We start from the raw sequence: 14,891 nt of genomic DNA, 5'->3' as shown, positions 1-14,891 counted from the left end.
CAGGCAGCCCGCTAGTGGGCATCAAGTAAGAGGTGAGTTATGAAAGGTTTGGGCGATTTTATGAAGCAGGCCCAGGAAATGCAGGCCAACATGCAGAAAATGCAGGAAGAACTGGCTCAGTCGGAAGTGACCGGCCAGTCCGGTGCTGGCCTGGTGTCCGTGGTCATGACCGGACGCCACGACGTTCGCAGCGTTAACATTGATGACAGCCTCATGAGCGAGGACAAAGAGGTGCTTGAGGACCTGCTTGCCGCCGCCGTCAACGACGCAGTGCGCAAAGTAGAGGCCAACAGCAAGGAAAAAATGGCCGATATGACCTCCGGCATGGGTATCCCCCCGGATTTCAAGATGCCGTTTTAAAGGTGACCTCTGTGTTCAGTCCCCTGATTGACGATCTGATTTCAGCGCTGCGCTGTCTGCCCGGTGTCGGGCCCAAGTCGGCCCAGCGGATGGTGTTGCACCTGCTGGAGCACAATCGCGAGGGGGCGGCCCGCCTCGCCCGAAGCCTGGACAAGGCCATCGAGGGCGTGGGGCGCTGCCAGCGCTGCCGTACGCTCACCGAACAAACCGTCTGTGGTATCTGCGAGAACCCTCGCCGGGACGGATCGGTGCTGTGTGTGGTGGAAACCCCGGCCGATGTCGTCGCCATTGAGCAGGCTGGCGGCTACCAGGGCAAGTACTTTGTGCTGCTCGGGCGCCTTTCTCCCATCGACGGCATCGGGCCGGAGGAGATCGGTATGGATCATCTCGTCAACCAGTTGAAAACCGGCGAAGTGAACGAAGTCATTCTGGCCACCAACCCGACCATGGAGGGCGAAACCACCGCCTTCTATATCAGTGAGCGTGCCAAGGAGCTGGGTGTGGCCGTCTCGCGGATCGCTCACGGCGTGCCCCTCGGGGGTGAATTGGAGTTCGTCGACGGTGGCACCCTCGCCCATGCATTTTCCAGTCGAAAGGCCTTATGACCAGCACTCCGACCAACCCCGCAGCCCCCATTCCGACCGACCCCATCTGGATTGATCAAAACCACGACTTGGCAGAGCTGTGCGAGCGCTGGCGAGGGCAGGGGGCGATCGCGGTGGATACCGAATTCATGCGCTCGGAAACCTTTTATCCGATTGCCGGACTGCTGCAGATCGGCGACGGGCGAGGCTGTTACCTGATTGATCCGCTGGCGATCGATGAACTCGAGCCGCTCCGTACCCTGTTTCAGGACCCGGAGGTCACCAAGGTATTGCACGCCTGCTCCGAAGATCTGGAGGTATTCCAGCGTTGGTTGGGGGTGCTGCCCGAACCACTGTTTGATACCCAGATCGGAGCCGCCTTTGCCGGGTTGGGCTTTTCCATCGGCTACGCCAACCTCGTCAATACCCTGCTCGATATCGACATTCCCAAAGGGGAGACCCGCTCGGACTGGTTGCAAAGGCCGCTCTCTGTGCCCCAGAAAAAATACGCCGCCCTTGATGTGGCACACATGCTCGTGGTTTACGGCAAGCTGCTCAAGATGTTGCGCGAGACCGGTCGTCTTGAGTGGGCGCGGGCCGACAGTGCGGAGTTGGTGGCCAATGCCAAGGCCGAGCCGGATTTCGAACGGTACTATCTCAAACTGGGTTCGGCCTGGAAGTTGCGTCGGCGCGAACTGGCCGTGCTTCGGCGTCTCAGCGCCTGGCGTGAACGCGAAGCGCGCGAGCGCGATCGCCCGCGCAACCGTCTGATCAAGGAAGCGGGGCTGTGGGAATTGGCTCGTCGCCAGCCGTCGGACCGGGCTCAGCTGCAGGCGTTGAAAGACGTACCCGCGCATACCCAGGTGGAAGAGGGGGAAGCCTTGCTGGCCGAAATTCAGGTAGCGCTGAGCGAGCCCGAGAGTGACTGGCCCGAGCGCTTGGACCCGCCTCTGGGAAGGGCTGAAGCCCCGATGATGAAGGCGCTCAAGCGCCATGTTCGCGGCATCGCCGAGTCATTGGCGTTGCCGCCGGAGCTGCTGGTGCGCAAACGCGAATATGAGGCCATTGTCCGCTCCGGTCTCAAGGGAGGTTCGTTTGAATTGCCTCAGCGGTTGAAGGGCTGGCGCTTCGAGCTGCTCGGGCAGGGCCTGTTGGAGGCCGCCGAGCGAGAGCGATCGAGTCTGCCGGAGACGGGCGAGGAGAGTGAGCAATGAAAACCCTGGTGGAAGTGTTTCGCAGCCCCAAAGAGGCGGGCATGTACCTTTACGTAAAGCGTGCCGAGGGCCTGGAGCGTGTGCCGGAGGACTTGCTGAAACGCTTCGGCAAGCCCCAGTCGGCCATGATTCTGGCGCTCACTCCGGAGCGCAAACTCGCGCGTACCAGCGCCGAGCGGGTGCTCGCCTGTCTGGACGAGCCGGGTTACTACCTGCAGTTGCCCCCCGGGCCGGAGGCCGATGCAGAGGCGGCGAATATTCACGGTCACAACAGCAAACTGGGGCATTAGCCGTGGTCGCTCAGCGCGCCTTCTGGGAACGCAAACGGTTGGAGGAAATGACCGCCGCGGAGTGGGAATCCCTGTGCGATGGCTGTGGGAAATGCTGCCTGCACAAGCTTGAGGACGAGGAGACTGGCGAACTGCTGTTCACCAATATCGCCTGCCGCTATCTGGATGGCGAAACCGCCTGTTGTACGGATTATCCCAACCGACAGCGCAATGTGCCCGACTGCACCGTGTTGCGACCGGAAGATGTGGAAGCGTTTCACTGGCTCCCCGATACCTGTGCCTACCGGCTGCTGGCCGAGGGTGAGCCGTTGCCAGACTGGCACCCATTGCTGAGCGGTGACCCGACCAGTGTGCGGCGGGCGGGCGTGTCCGCGGCCGGTCGATTTGTGTCGGAAAGCGACATCCCGGAGGAAGATTGGGAAGAATACGCCATTACCTGGGTGTGAGGCGATGAGACCCAATAACTTGTAAAATTGATCGTCCGGCAACAGTGATTGGGCCGCACCGATTCAAGTGGAGCTGATAGGAGCCGACAAAGTGATGACAACAGGTTATGCCATTGCCTGGATGGTTTACGGAGCCGGCGGCCTCGCGCTGCTGGCGGTCGCGTGGCGGATCACGCGTAACGCCAAGCGGGAGTGGCGGCATTTGCTGCTGGTGACAGTGGCGGCCCTGCTCTTGACGCCTGGGCCCATTGTGGTTGAGGATCAGTTGTTTTTGGCGCCAGCACTTTTTGTGATGGTTCTGGATGCGTGGTTCGATACCCTGGCCAGTGCCTCCCGTTCCGGGTTGATTTTGTTGGGGGTGTGGTTGATGGCGCTGGTGCTTTCCCTGGTCTTCCAACTGCTGGTACGACCCAAGCCGTCGTCGGACTGATGTTGCCCTCTGGGACAGAACTGCTATAACTAAGAGTAATTAAACTGCCAGCTGTGTCCCTTGCTTTGGGTATTGAGGCACGGTGGCTGACGTCACAGGAGATCGTCATGGCGAATCATATTTTTATCTTGGCGGCGGTGATGAGTATCGCTGGCGTGTTCGGCGGTCTGATCAACTACTATCAGATGACTCAGGAACGGGAAGACGACGCGGCACTGCCGCGTTGCATCGTCATGGGCATTGGCGCGGCATTTCTGGTGCCGGTCATACTGTTTTTCGTGCAGAGTGATCTGATTACCGAAATTCGAGATGACCCCTCCCGTCTGCTGATTTACACCGGCTTCTGTCTGATCGTGGCCATCGCCTCGCGCCTGGTGCTGACCAGCACACCCAAACGCATTCTGCGCGAGGCGATGGCGGCCCGTACTCAAGTGGAAGACATGCAGCACGAGTTGCGCATCATGCAGGAAGAGTTGCTGCCTCTGCTGGACACCGAAACCGAGCAGGAAACCGATCTGGACGACAATGCCGGCCCCATGGAGCCGGAAGAGTTGGACATCGCGGCCAGCAAGGTGCTCAAGACCCTCGGAGTGGGGCGCCACATCTACCGCTCCATGGCGGGGCTGTGCCGCGAGGCGGGAGCGGATGAAACCACCATCCAGAAATCTCTCAATGTGCTGGTCAGTCGTCAGTTGGCCGGCAGACTTAACACCCGCAAAGGCATCCGCTGGTACCTGACCGAGAAAGGTCGGCGGGCTCTGGATATTATGGTCTAGCGATGAAGGGTCAGTGCCTGGCGTTGTGGTTGTTGGTCCTGCTCGCCTTCGGCGTGCCGGTCAAGGCGCAGGTGGCCACAGAGCGTGAAGCGCAGGTCCCCGAGACGTTGGCGCCGGCGGATATCCGCCTGGTGGTGGACATTTCCGGCAGTATGGCCCGAACGGACCCGGACAACCTGCGCCGCCCGGCGCTCTCCCTTCTTGTCCGATTGCTTCCGCCCGACAGTCGGGCTGGCGTCTGGACGTTTGGGGGCTCCGTCAACACGCTGATTCCTCACGAGCAGGCCGATGCGGGCTGGAAAGCCCATGCGCTTACCCGTGTGGACGATATCAACTCCGTTGCGCTTTACACCCATATCGGCGCCGCCCTGGAAGAGGCCGCGTACGATCGCGCTCTACTGAAAGAAGAGGGTCGGCGAGCCGATATTATTTTGCTGACCGACGGTATGGTCGATGTCAGCCCGGATGCCGCCGTCAGCGCCCGGGAGCAACAACGGGTGGTTAATACCCTGGTGCCTAAGCTCAGAGCGGCGGGCTACCGGGTACACACCATCGGTCTGTCCGACGAAGCTGATGAGGACCTCCTGCGTCAGATAGCCCGTACCTCCGATGGGCTGTTCAGTCGGGCCCGCAATGCGGAGGATCTGATGAACAGTCTGCTGCTCATCTTTCAGCAGACTGTGCCGGCGGATCAACTGCCCATTAATGATGGTTTCTTTCTGATCGACAAGAGCGTTCAGGAGTTTACCGCCCTGATTCGACGCGAACCGGGACAGACCCCCACCCGGCTGATCGACCCGAAAAACCGGGAATACCGGTACCCCTCTGAGCTCGCCAACATGAATTGGCACCATACCGAGGACTACGACCTGATTACGGTGACGGAGCCGTTGCCGGGTCGGTGGAAAATCCAGGCGGATATGCAGCCCTTCAGTCGGCTCACAGTGATCAGTGATCTGAAGCTGGTGGTCGAGCCAGTCCCCAACAACGTCCATGTAGGGGAAGACCTGCCGTTGCGGTTTCACCTGCGAGACGACAATGGCGTCATTGATCAGCCGGAGGTCCTGGATTTACTGACGGTGACCGTCGAAATCCGTGGCCCGGAGGATGAAGTCATCTTCCAGCGTTCCGGGCCAAAGACCTCGCCTGCTGACGGTGTCTACGAGCTCGCGCTGCCGGCCCCCGAGCGGCCTGGCGAATATGATGTGCGCCTGACGCTCGACGGAAAAACGTTCTCGCGCCTGTATGCCCACCAGTTGGCAGTGGCCTCCCAGTTCGACGTAAGCTTTACCAAGCGGCACGAACAGGACCAGGTGATCTGGACATTGGTGGTGGATGGGAAGGACACACTGAACCCCGAACAAACCAGTCTGGTGGCACACGTTCGAAACTCCGGTGGTGAGAGTTCGGTCAAGGCGTTGGAGCCGGTTGAGCGCGGGCTTTGGCGGCTGGAACTGACTCCGGAGCAGAGAGGCCATTACCGAATTTCGCTCAAGGCGAGTGGGCGTACGCTCGAGGGAAAACGTTTCGAGGAGCACCTTCCCAGTCAATACTTCAGTTATCCCGAGGCGGATGACCCCCAACCGGATCCTGTTGGAGAGGCAATCGAAAACGAGGAAGGCCAACTTGAGGCGCAGCGCGAAGCCGCGGAGATTGCCAGGAGAGGCGAGGCGACAGAAGCGCCAGTGTCGAGCACCACCTTGAGCAACCTCGATGAGCCGGAACCGACGGCTCAGCCTCAGGCTGAAAAACCTTCAACCTCTCAGAGTGAACCAACCCATCCGGCCGTTCTGGTTGGCAGTCTGGTCCTTGCCAACGGTCTGTTGCTGGTGCTGGCGTATCTGGCGTACCGCATCATCGTGGGTGAGCGCAAGGCCTCACCAGACCTGGAGGAGGATGCGCCGACCGACGCCGCCGATACGGCCGAGGGTGAGCCCCCTCTCATGCAGAGCATCGACACCGAGTCGGCGCCACCACCGCCGAAGGATAAGGATGAGAGTGCGCCGGAGACGGGCGACAGCTTTGATTTGGAGAATGAAGATCCGCTGTTCCCCCTCTCGGATGAGGACGATGATGAGCCGCGCCAGTAATCCCCGATTACGTCTGGTCGATAAAGCCGGGCTATTACCTCAATAGATGTGTATGTGAGGTGGAGCCTTGAATTATGGCTACCCGGCTATCATGTAAAGGGGTAAGCTGGGTTGCAAAGACATTCGGCAAAAGGTTTATTACTCAACCATTGAGGAGAAGGTCATGGAAATCGATATTGGTATTAAACAAAGTGATCGGGAGCAGATTGCTGAAGGCCTGTCGCGCCTGTTGGCGGATAGCTATACCCTGTATCTGAAAACACACAACTTCCACTGGAACGTGACCGGTCCGATGTTCCAGACGTTGCACCTGATGTTTGAGGAACACTATACCGAGCTGGCCGAAGCGGTGGATGTGATTGCCGAGCGGATCCGTTCAATCGGTTTTCCGGCACCGGGCACCTATAAGGAGTTCGTTGAACTCAGCAGCATTAAAGAGGAGCCGGGCGTTCCCAAAGCGGAAGACATGATCAAACGCTCCGTGGAAGGTCACGAAGCGGTGGTACGCACGGCGCGCTCCTTGTTCCCCGCTGTTGAATCGGCCAATGATGAGGCCACGGCTGACCTGTTGACTCAGCGTATCCAGCTGCACGAAAAAACCGCCTGGATGCTGCGCAGTCTGCTGGAGTAAAACCCATTTTGGCGCTCAGCGCTCCCCGACCCTGGGAGTCGCGAGTCCAAAGCCCCGCTTGGCGGGGCTTTTTTGTGCGCCTCCACTTCGCCCCTGCGAGTGTAAAACCCATCTGTTATCATCCCCGGCTCAACCTTGAGAGCCTGAAATGTCAGAGAACACATCCGTAACAGACCATTCGGTCACGACCTTGCCCGATCGTTTTGATGGTGACGCCATCCTCAGCCGGGATCGCCACCGGCTCTGGAAGCGTTGGCGCGAGCTGGATGAGCGCCGCCGCGCTGGCGACCCTCTTGGCCGAGACGCGACAAAGTGGTGCGAGCAATATCAACGCTCACACGAGCGTTACGAGCGGCGACGGGAATGCCTGCCGGAGACCATCGTCTATCCGGATCTGCCGATCAGTGATAAGCGGGAAGATATCGCCGCATTGATTCGGGAGCATCAAGTGGTGGTCTTGGCGGGGGAAACCGGCTCGGGTAAAACCACCCAGTTGCCCAAAATCTGCCTGGAGCTTGGTCGCGGCGTCAGTGGCATGATCGGCCACACTCAACCCCGTCGCGTGGCGGCGCACACGGTGGCGCAACGCATTGCCGAGGAGCTGCAAAGCCCTCTGGGGGATCGGGTGGGGTATCAGGTTCGATTTACCGATCAGACCAGCGAACAGAGCCTGGTCAAGGTCATGACCGACGGTATCCTGCTGGCCGAGATTCAGAATGACCGGTTTTTGTCCCGTTACGACACCCTCATCATTGATGAAGCCCACGAGCGCAGCCTCAATATCGATTTTCTTCTGGGCTTTCTGAAACAGCTCCTGCCCAAGCGCCCGGATCTGAAGGTAATAATCACCTCCGCGACGATTGATCTGGAACGCTTCTCGCGGCATTTTGATAATGCGCCCATCATTGAGGTGTCCGGTCGGACCTACCCCGTCGATGTCTGGTACCGGCCGCCGCTGGACACGGACTCCGATGGGGATGACAGCTACCAACCCCTACTCGATGCCATTACCGAAATCGAGGAGTATGAACGCGGTGCCGGCAAGGGGCAGCGCGGCGGCGATATTCTGGTATTTATGAGCGGCGAGCGGGAAATCCGCGAGGCGGCCCAGAGTATTCGGCGCGCCGGTTTTCAGCATATGGAGGTGTTGCCGTTCTATGCCCGCCTGAGCATGGCTGAACAACAAAAGGTATTTGCCCCTCACAAAGGGCGACGGGTCGTGCTCGCCACCAACGTGGCGGAAACGTCCATTACCGTGCCCGGCATCCGCTATGTCATCGATCCGGGCTTTGCCCGGTTGAGCCGTTACAGTTACCGCACCAAAGTGCAGCGCTTGCCCATCGAGCCCATATCCCAGGCCAGCGCCAATCAGCGCAAGGGCCGCTGCGGTCGGGTGGCCGAGGGGATCTGCATTCGCCTGTACAGCGAAGAAGACTTTCTCTCCCGCCCCGAATTCACCGACGCGGAAATTTTGCGGACCAATTTGGCCGCGGTTATTCTGCAGATGTTGCAGCTTCGGATGGGTGATATTCACCAGTTTCCGTTTATTGACCCACCCGACCGTCGTCTGATCAACGACGGCTTTAAATTGCTGGAAGAGCTGCAGGCGGTCAATGGCAAGGGGCGCTTGACGCCCATGGGTAAGCAGCTGACCCGTTTGCCACTCGATCCCAAACTGTCCCGGATGCTGCTGGCGGCGGGTGAACTGAACTGTCTGCGGGAGGTATTGATCATCACCAGTGCCCTGTCAGTGCAGGACCCGCGCGAACGCCCGGCGGACAAGAAGCAGGCGGCGGACCAGTCCCACCGTCGTTTCTGGCACGAAAAATCGGACTTTATCGGCTTTGTGCAGTTGTGGGACTACTTTGAGAAGCTGCGCCAGGATCTGTCGCAGAATCAGATGCGCAAGCAATGCAAAAAAGAGTACCTCAATTATTTGCGCTGGCGCGAGTGGCGGGACATTCACCACCAGCTCAAGGTCAGCCTGCGTGAACTGTCGTTGAAGCAGAACCAGGAGCCGGCGGATTATGAAGTAACCCACCGGGCGTTGCTGACCGGGCTTCTGGGCAATCTCGGCTTCAATATTGAAGAGCGGGAATACCTGGGGGCGCGCAACCGGAAGTTTCTGATCTTTCCTGGCTCCTCGCAGTTCAAGAAAACCCCCAAGTGGCTGGTGGCCGCGGAGTTGCTGGAAACCTCGCGACTGTACGCCCACACCGTTGCCAAAATTGATCCGCAATGGGCATTGGCCGCCGCCAAACACCTGGTCAAGCGACAGCAGTTTGAGCCGCACTACGATCCCAAGAGCGGGCGGGTCAAAGCGTTTGAAAAGGTGACGCTCTATGGCTTGGTGTTGGTGGAAAAGCAGCGGGTCGATTTTACTGAGCTGGACCCAGTGGCCAGTCGGGAGGTGTTTATCCGCTCCGCCCTCGTGGAGGGGCGCTACGCCCGCCGCGCTGAAAAGGAAAAAACCGCGCCGTTTTTCACCCACAACCGGGCACTGATCGCCGAGCTGGACGAGCTAGAAGCCAAAAGTCGCCGTCGGGATATCCTGGCCGACGACAACGCGCTCTACGAATTCTATGATGAACGCCTGCCGGCGGAGGTAGTCAGCCGAGCGAGCTTTGAGCGTTGGCGCAAGGAGGTGGAGCAAACTCAGCCCCGCCTGTTGTTTATTGAGCGCGAGCAACTCATGCAGAGGGAGGCCGGGGAGGTCACCGAAGCCCAGTTTCCCAACGAACTGGAGTGGCGGGGTGTGCGCTTTCCACTCAAGTATCAGTTTGAACCGGGCCACGAGGATGATGGCGTCAACCTGCAGGTGCCGGTCAGCCTGCTGCATCAGGTTCCGGAGAAGCGTCTGGAATGGTTGGTGCCCGGATTGTTGAGAGACAAGTGCATCGGTTTGATCAAAGGCCTTCCGAAACAGTGGCGCAAGCATTTTGTGCCGGTCCCGGATGTGGTCGATCGCGCACTCGCGGGTATGCAGCCGGATAATACGTCGCTGACCGACGCGCTGGCCCATCAGTTGAAACGGCAGACGCTGATCGAGGTTCCCCGGGAAGCCTGGGATCAGACCCGCATTGATGATTTCTATCGGATGAACATCCAGGTGATGGATGAGCGGGGGCGCTGTATCGCCCGAGGGCGGGATCTATACGCCTTGCGGGAGCAGTATCGTGAGCAGGCTCAGGAGAAAATTCAGTCCGCGGCGGTGGGGATCGAACGTGAAGGCATGACCGAGTGGGACTGGGATCATTTACCCGAGCAGGTGTCCCTGAATCGTGGCGGAATTGACATTCGTGCCTACCCGGCTCTGCTTGACCAGCTCAACTCCGTGGCGATCGTGGTGCGGGACGAAGCGTCCGAGGCGTTGGTCGAAACCCAACGCGGCTTGGCGCGCCTATTGTTGCTGGAGTTGGCGCAGACCACCAAGTACCTGCACAAGGAGCTATTGAAAAAAGACGAGCTGGCGCTGTCGGTTGCGGAGATGGGAAAGCGGGTCGATGTGGTGGACGACCTTCTGCTAGGTGCTGTTGCCGAGTGGTTGCCTCTGGACCAGTTGCCACGCCGCAAGGCCGAATACGAGGCCTGCAAACGGGCCGTACGGGAAGGTCTGGTGGCTCGGGCACAGTCGCTGGAGGCGGTTCTCTCCACCAGTCTGAAGCAACTGGTCGGTATTCGAAAGCAGCTGAAACAGCTGCGTAATCAGCTGCCGCTGGCATTCACGGTGGGCGATATCCGGGAACAGCTGACCCACCTGTTTTACCCCGGCATGGTGTACCGAACACCGGAGGAGTGGTTGCGTCAGTATCCCCGTTATCTGCAGGCCATTGAAGTGCGCCTGGAGAAGGCGCCCCTGGACCCGCTGAAAGACCGGCGCATGCTGGAGGAGCTGGCGCCGCACTGGGAGCGGCTGGAGCCGTTGTGGCAAGACAAAGGAGGCCGGGCGCTGGCACTCAACCCGGAGCTTCAAAGTTATCGTTGGAGCCTGGAGGAGTTTCGCGTGTCACTGTTCGCGCAAACCCTGAAAACCCGGGTACCGGTTTCCGCCAAACGCCTAGAAAAACAGTGGCAGGCGTTGGAGAAGGCGTCCTTCTGACGGAAAGGGGGATGCTGCTCTAACGGGCCTGCTTGTGGTGGTCCGGTATGGCGTTGTTGCGCAGCCAGTAATGACTCACCTGCTGCAGCAGATCGGCAAAGCTTTCGAAATCCACGGGTTTGCACAGGTAGCTGTTCACACCCAGTTGGTAGCCCTGCAGGATGTCTGATTGCTCGTCCGATGTAGTCAGTATGACTACCGGCGTGTAGCGGTAATCGGTGGACTGTCGAAGCTGCTTGAGCACCTCGAACCCGTTGACCCGCGGCAGGTCCAGATCCAGTATGACCAGGTTGGGTTTTCGACTGTCGGGGCGTTCGGCATGGCAACCGCGGGCAAACAGAAAATCCAGTGCCTCTTCGCCATTGCGGGTGAGCTGGATATCGTAATCCCCGCCCACCTTGCCGAACCCGAACAGTGCCAGTTCTGCCTCGTCCGGATCATCCTCTACTAACAGTATGGTTTCCTTCTTCACGCTCCGTGTTCCTTTCCCACAATGTGAAATAAAAAGTGGCCCCCTCTCCGGGGCGCGATTCCGCCCAAATCCGGCCACCGTGCCGAGTAATGATACGCTGTACCGTGGCCAGCCCGATACCGACGCCTTCAAATTCTTCACTTTTATGCAAACGGCTGAAGGGGGCGAACAGACGGTCGGCGTACTGCATATCGAAGCCGTCGCCATTGTCCCTGACGAAATAGATTCTTTCGCCTTCTTTCTCCTCAAACCCGAAGCTAAGACGGGTGATATCTTTGCGGCTGGAGTACTTCCACGCGTTATCGAACAGGTTACTTAATAGCATAGTGAAGAAGTGCCTATCAACCGGGGCACGCACTTCATCCTGTATGTTAATTTCGGCGACTCGGTCAGGCTCCCTTTCGCGATATTCGGACGCCATGCGTTTCAGCAGAGAAGACAGGTCGACGATCTCGACCTTCAGCTCGCCCTGAGTGGCCCGGGACAGACGGAGGAAGCTGTCGATCATTTCCGCCATTTCGTGGGTGCCCGCGGCGATACGGTTGAGGTAGTGTTGGCCTTGCTCATCCACCCGGTCGTGGTAGCGATCATTCAGAATCCGCCGGAAGCCCTCTATTCGACGCAACGGCGCGCGCAGGTCATGGGAGACCGAGTAACAGAAGCTGGCGAGCTCCTGGTTGGCCGCCTCAAGTTCAGCGGTCCGCTGTCGAACTCGTTGCTCGAGTACGGCATTGAGCCGTTTCACTTCTTCCTCGGCCTGACGCCGGGCAATGATGTCTTTGGCCAGGGCATTATTGACCTCATGCATGTGTTCATAGGCCTGGCGCAGGTTCCGACTGAGGGTGTTGAAGGCATTGACCACCTGGTCGAGTTCATCCGGTTCCGGTGGCGGTGTCCGTTGAAGCGACAGGGGGGGTTGCTTCTGACTGATCTCGAATTGGCTCACCCGTTCCGAAATATGGATGAGGTGGGAGGTGATCAGCCGGTGAACGATGAAAAGAATGAACAGAGAGACAATAAAGGTCTTGACCCCCTGGCTTAACAGAATCACTACGGCTTTCTGTCGAAGCCGTGTGTAGACTTCTGACAGCGAGGCCTGAACGGTCAGTGTACCAATTTGCCTTGGCCCATCGGCGAGTATGTGCACAATTGGATACTGACGCGTGATGACGTTGTTCCCGCGAACCTCGCCTCGGCTTATCTGTAGCGGATCCGACACATTTTCGGGATTTTCCTGAACAGAAGCCGCCTGAATGTCGGGCAGTTGGCTGATCCCCTCCAGTTGCAACCGCAACTGTTGGATGTCCAGGTTCCATAAACTGGCGCTGATACTGCCCAAGTAGCTGCTTTCGATATCATGGAGCCGGGTTTTGATAATACTGAGGTCACGGCGGTAGTCGGTGTATAGCTGAATAGCCGTCGCGACCAGAGTAATGAGGGAGCTGAAAAAAATGATCAGGAACAGCAGTCGCCGTCCGATCCCCAGCCCCCGATAGGCGGAAAAAGATAGATAGCGGAAAAAATGCCACATCATTCTGTGCTAGAAGTCATACTTGTCGGTGATCGCCTCAAGAGATCCGTCCTCTCTCATGGAGCGAATCGCTTTATTCAGTACCGGCAGCAAATCGAGGTTTTCCGAATTTCGGGAACACTGGAGCATCAAGGGAACATCGGAGAGTTTCAAAGGCTCTGCCAATAGGTCATACAGGTCATTTTGCTTGGCAATGTAAAAAATGGTGGGCACGGCCCCCGCGACGCCATCGACCCGGCCCCGCTGGAGTTTGTGTAGCGCAATCAGGTAGTCGGTGTCCTCTTCCACTGTCAGGTTGAAATCGCCTTCCAGAACCTCGGAAAGGGAAGAGCCCCGCGGTATCGACAGACGTTTGTCACGAAGTGCTCCGAGGTGGTCGAGGGGAGCCTCTTTGAGCGATACCAAGCCTATGTCATGGGTGACCAGAGTTTCTCCGTGAACGACGATACTCTCGTCTCTGGGGATGGAGATAGTACAGTCGTGGCTGCCCGTTTCCATCTCCCGGTCGATGCGGGCAAAGGGCGTCAATGCCGTTTGAATATTCAGTCCTGTTTTCTCTTCCAGTGCGTCCACGATTTCAACAAAAGCGCCAAAAGGCTCTCCTGTTTCCGGGTCCGTGGCGGCCCAGGGAACCGCATCGATGGTTACAAATGTCACGGTTTGCGCTGTTGACGAGGCGGTCGTCTCGGTGTGACCGAAACCCGAGACGGCGACAAGAGGAAGCGCCAACAGGAACGTTCGCCAATATGTATTACAAAGTTGCATTGACGCGCTCCGCTCTCGAATAGGTGTATTTCTTCTGCATTTTTTATGTTCCGCTGCTTACTGAGTGTGCCGATATTTTTTACAGTTTATTCCGTCGGTTTTTTGGCTAATTCTTAACCAATCAACACCTTGAACAGTATACGGCCTAAAAGACTTTCCTGCTAACACCCCTTTAAACGTTTTTTTCTGATTAATTTTTGTCCACTTTCGGCGGGGAAAAAGCTAATTACATCATAGAGTTAGGCATGGGGTTGACGCCTGAGAGGCGCTTGTTACAAGGGCGGGCGTTCAATTTACCGGCACCGAAGGACGCTTTTTTGCAAGGGTGACCATGCGTGACAGTGTTTTGACGCTGTCTTGATCGTTCCACTCTTGTTAATTGTTGAGGTGTCACATGTCTAATCGAATTTTGCTGGTTGTAGGGGACAAGTTCGCGGCGTATGCCCGCGGAAAAGACGTTATCACAGTGTCCAACTTGCGGGGTCTTCTGACCCTTTCCATACCCCTGTTGCCCCATCAGGGCCGCACCGTATTGGTGCCCGGGCAGGGGTTGAATGAAGAGGTGGTGAAGCAGCTGTTGGAAGAAGCGGCGCAGTCTCCCAATATTTCCCAGTTTGATTTCAGTCTCTGGCATGACATGCCGCAGCGGGCGTCCATATCGCTCACGCACAAGCACCGCCCGGAGAATGTCCTGGTGTCGAAGCCCGTGCGAATGAATGCCAACCAATTCCAGATGCACTTGATGGTGGATGAGGACTGCGAGTTGATGAAGGATCACCTCAGCGGTCAGCACGTTCAGGGCATGGTGCTGATTGAAGCCGCGCGTCAAGGCATGCTCGCCGTCACTGAAGCGTATCTCATTCCGGAGAACGGCATCGACTATTCGTTTGTGTTCGAGGCGTTGTCGGTTCAATACAGCCATTATACGTTCCCACTTGGCGCCGTGATTGAAGCGAATATTACCGAGTGTGCCGTTGACAATCCCAAGCGCCTTCACTTCGCGGCTGAAACCATTGTGAAACAATGTGGGCAAACCGTTTCTGAGTTCACAATGTCCTTCGCGGCGATGGAGCGCTCCCGGATCAGCAAACGCGAGGGCATGATGGCGACGAAGACTCAAGCCCACTTTATGCGTGAGGTGGCGGCAAACCTGGAAAGTCAGGAGCTGTATGTCCAGAAAGTCGAGAACCTTTAAGGAGTCGA

The 14,891-nt window shown here is 58.0% G+C and carries 14 protein-coding genes; 11 read left to right on the top strand and 3 right to left on the bottom strand.

Annotation, left to right across the window (positions count from 1 at the left end; all coding sequences use genetic code 11):
• Positions 1–39: 39 nt before the first annotated feature.
• The 10 genes from G547_RS0108785 (at position 40) to hrpA (ending at position 10,920) form a co-directional block, all read left to right on the top strand.
• Complete coding sequence (locus G547_RS0108785; protein WP_027329542.1) at positions 40–360, top strand: YbaB/EbfC family nucleoid-associated protein; 321 nt, start codon at positions 40–42, stop codon at positions 358–360.
• Between the two features lie 11 nt (positions 361–371).
• Positions 372–965, top strand: a complete 594-nt coding sequence (gene recR, locus G547_RS0108780; protein ID WP_027329541.1) for a recombination mediator RecR — start codon at positions 372–374, stop codon at positions 963–965.
• Positions 962–2,158, top strand: coding sequence for a ribonuclease D (gene rnd, locus G547_RS0108775; protein WP_051235112.1), 1,197 nt, complete (start codon positions 962–964; stop codon positions 2,156–2,158). The genes recR and rnd overlap by 4 nt, the downstream gene beginning before the upstream one ends.
• Positions 2,155–2,448 (top strand): YcgL domain-containing protein, encoded by a 294-nt coding sequence (locus G547_RS0108770; protein ID WP_027329539.1) that lies wholly within the window; start codon positions 2,155–2,157, stop codon positions 2,446–2,448. The genes rnd and G547_RS0108770 overlap by 4 nt, the downstream gene beginning before the upstream one ends.
• A gap of 2 nt (positions 2,449–2,450) precedes the next feature.
• The gene (locus G547_RS0108765; RefSeq protein WP_027329538.1) at positions 2,451–2,894 is read left to right on the top strand and encodes a YcgN family cysteine cluster protein; all 444 of its coding nucleotides are present in this window, start codon (positions 2,451–2,453) and stop codon (positions 2,892–2,894) included.
• Positions 2,895–2,985: 91 nt separating this feature from the next.
• The gene (locus G547_RS20735; RefSeq protein WP_157209822.1) at positions 2,986–3,324 is read left to right on the top strand and encodes a hypothetical protein; all 339 of its coding nucleotides are present in this window, start codon (positions 2,986–2,988) and stop codon (positions 3,322–3,324) included.
• 107 nt (positions 3,325–3,431) lie between these two features.
• Positions 3,432–4,100 (top strand): YEATS-associated helix-containing protein, encoded by a 669-nt coding sequence (locus tag G547_RS0108755; protein ID WP_027329537.1) that lies wholly within the window; start codon positions 3,432–3,434, stop codon positions 4,098–4,100.
• Positions 4,101–4,102: 2 nt separating this feature from the next.
• Entirely contained in the window at positions 4,103–6,190 is a 2,088-nt protein-coding gene (locus tag G547_RS20730; protein WP_036187829.1) for a vWA domain-containing protein, read from the top strand.
• A gap of 163 nt (positions 6,191–6,353) precedes the next feature.
• Positions 6,354–6,821 (top strand): Dps family protein, encoded by a 468-nt coding sequence (locus G547_RS0108745; RefSeq protein WP_027329536.1) that lies wholly within the window; start codon positions 6,354–6,356, stop codon positions 6,819–6,821.
• Between the two features lie 148 nt (positions 6,822–6,969).
• Complete coding sequence (hrpA, locus tag G547_RS0108740; protein WP_084645812.1) at positions 6,970–10,920, top strand: ATP-dependent RNA helicase HrpA; 3,951 nt, start codon at positions 6,970–6,972, stop codon at positions 10,918–10,920.
• A gap of 19 nt (positions 10,921–10,939) precedes the next feature.
• Here hrpA and G547_RS20725 read toward each other — a convergent pair whose 3' ends face one another.
• From G547_RS20725 to G547_RS0108725, 3 genes are read right to left on the bottom strand one after another with little or no spacing between them, the layout of a single operon-like run.
• Positions 10,940–11,392: a response regulator gene (locus G547_RS20725; protein ID WP_036187827.1), complete on the bottom strand. Its 453-nt coding sequence runs from the start codon at positions 11,390–11,392 to the stop codon at positions 10,940–10,942.
• Positions 11,358–12,926 (bottom strand): sensor histidine kinase, encoded by a 1,569-nt coding sequence (locus G547_RS20720; protein ID WP_036187825.1) that lies wholly within the window; start codon positions 12,924–12,926, stop codon positions 11,358–11,360. Before G547_RS20720 ends, G547_RS20725 begins: the two co-directional genes overlap by 35 nt.
• 6 nt (positions 12,927–12,932) lie before the next feature.
• Complete coding sequence (locus G547_RS0108725) at positions 12,933–13,688, bottom strand: substrate-binding periplasmic protein (protein ID WP_084645807.1); 756 nt, start codon at positions 13,686–13,688, stop codon at positions 12,933–12,935.
• A gap of 394 nt (positions 13,689–14,082) precedes the next feature.
• Here G547_RS0108725 and G547_RS0108720 point away from each other — a divergent pair, with 394 nt between their 5' ends.
• Entirely contained in the window at positions 14,083–14,883 is an 801-nt protein-coding gene (locus G547_RS0108720) for an AfsA-related hotdog domain-containing protein (RefSeq protein WP_027329533.1), read from the top strand.
• Positions 14,884–14,891 lie beyond the last annotated feature (8 nt).

It is taken from the genome of Marinimicrobium agarilyticum DSM 16975 (assembly GCF_000423345.1).
In the GTDB taxonomy this organism is placed as follows: domain Bacteria; phylum Pseudomonadota; class Gammaproteobacteria; order Pseudomonadales; family Cellvibrionaceae; genus Marinimicrobium; species Marinimicrobium agarilyticum.
Note: the sequence above shows the minus strand (reverse complement) of the source record. Positions and strands in the feature narration are given on the sequence as shown.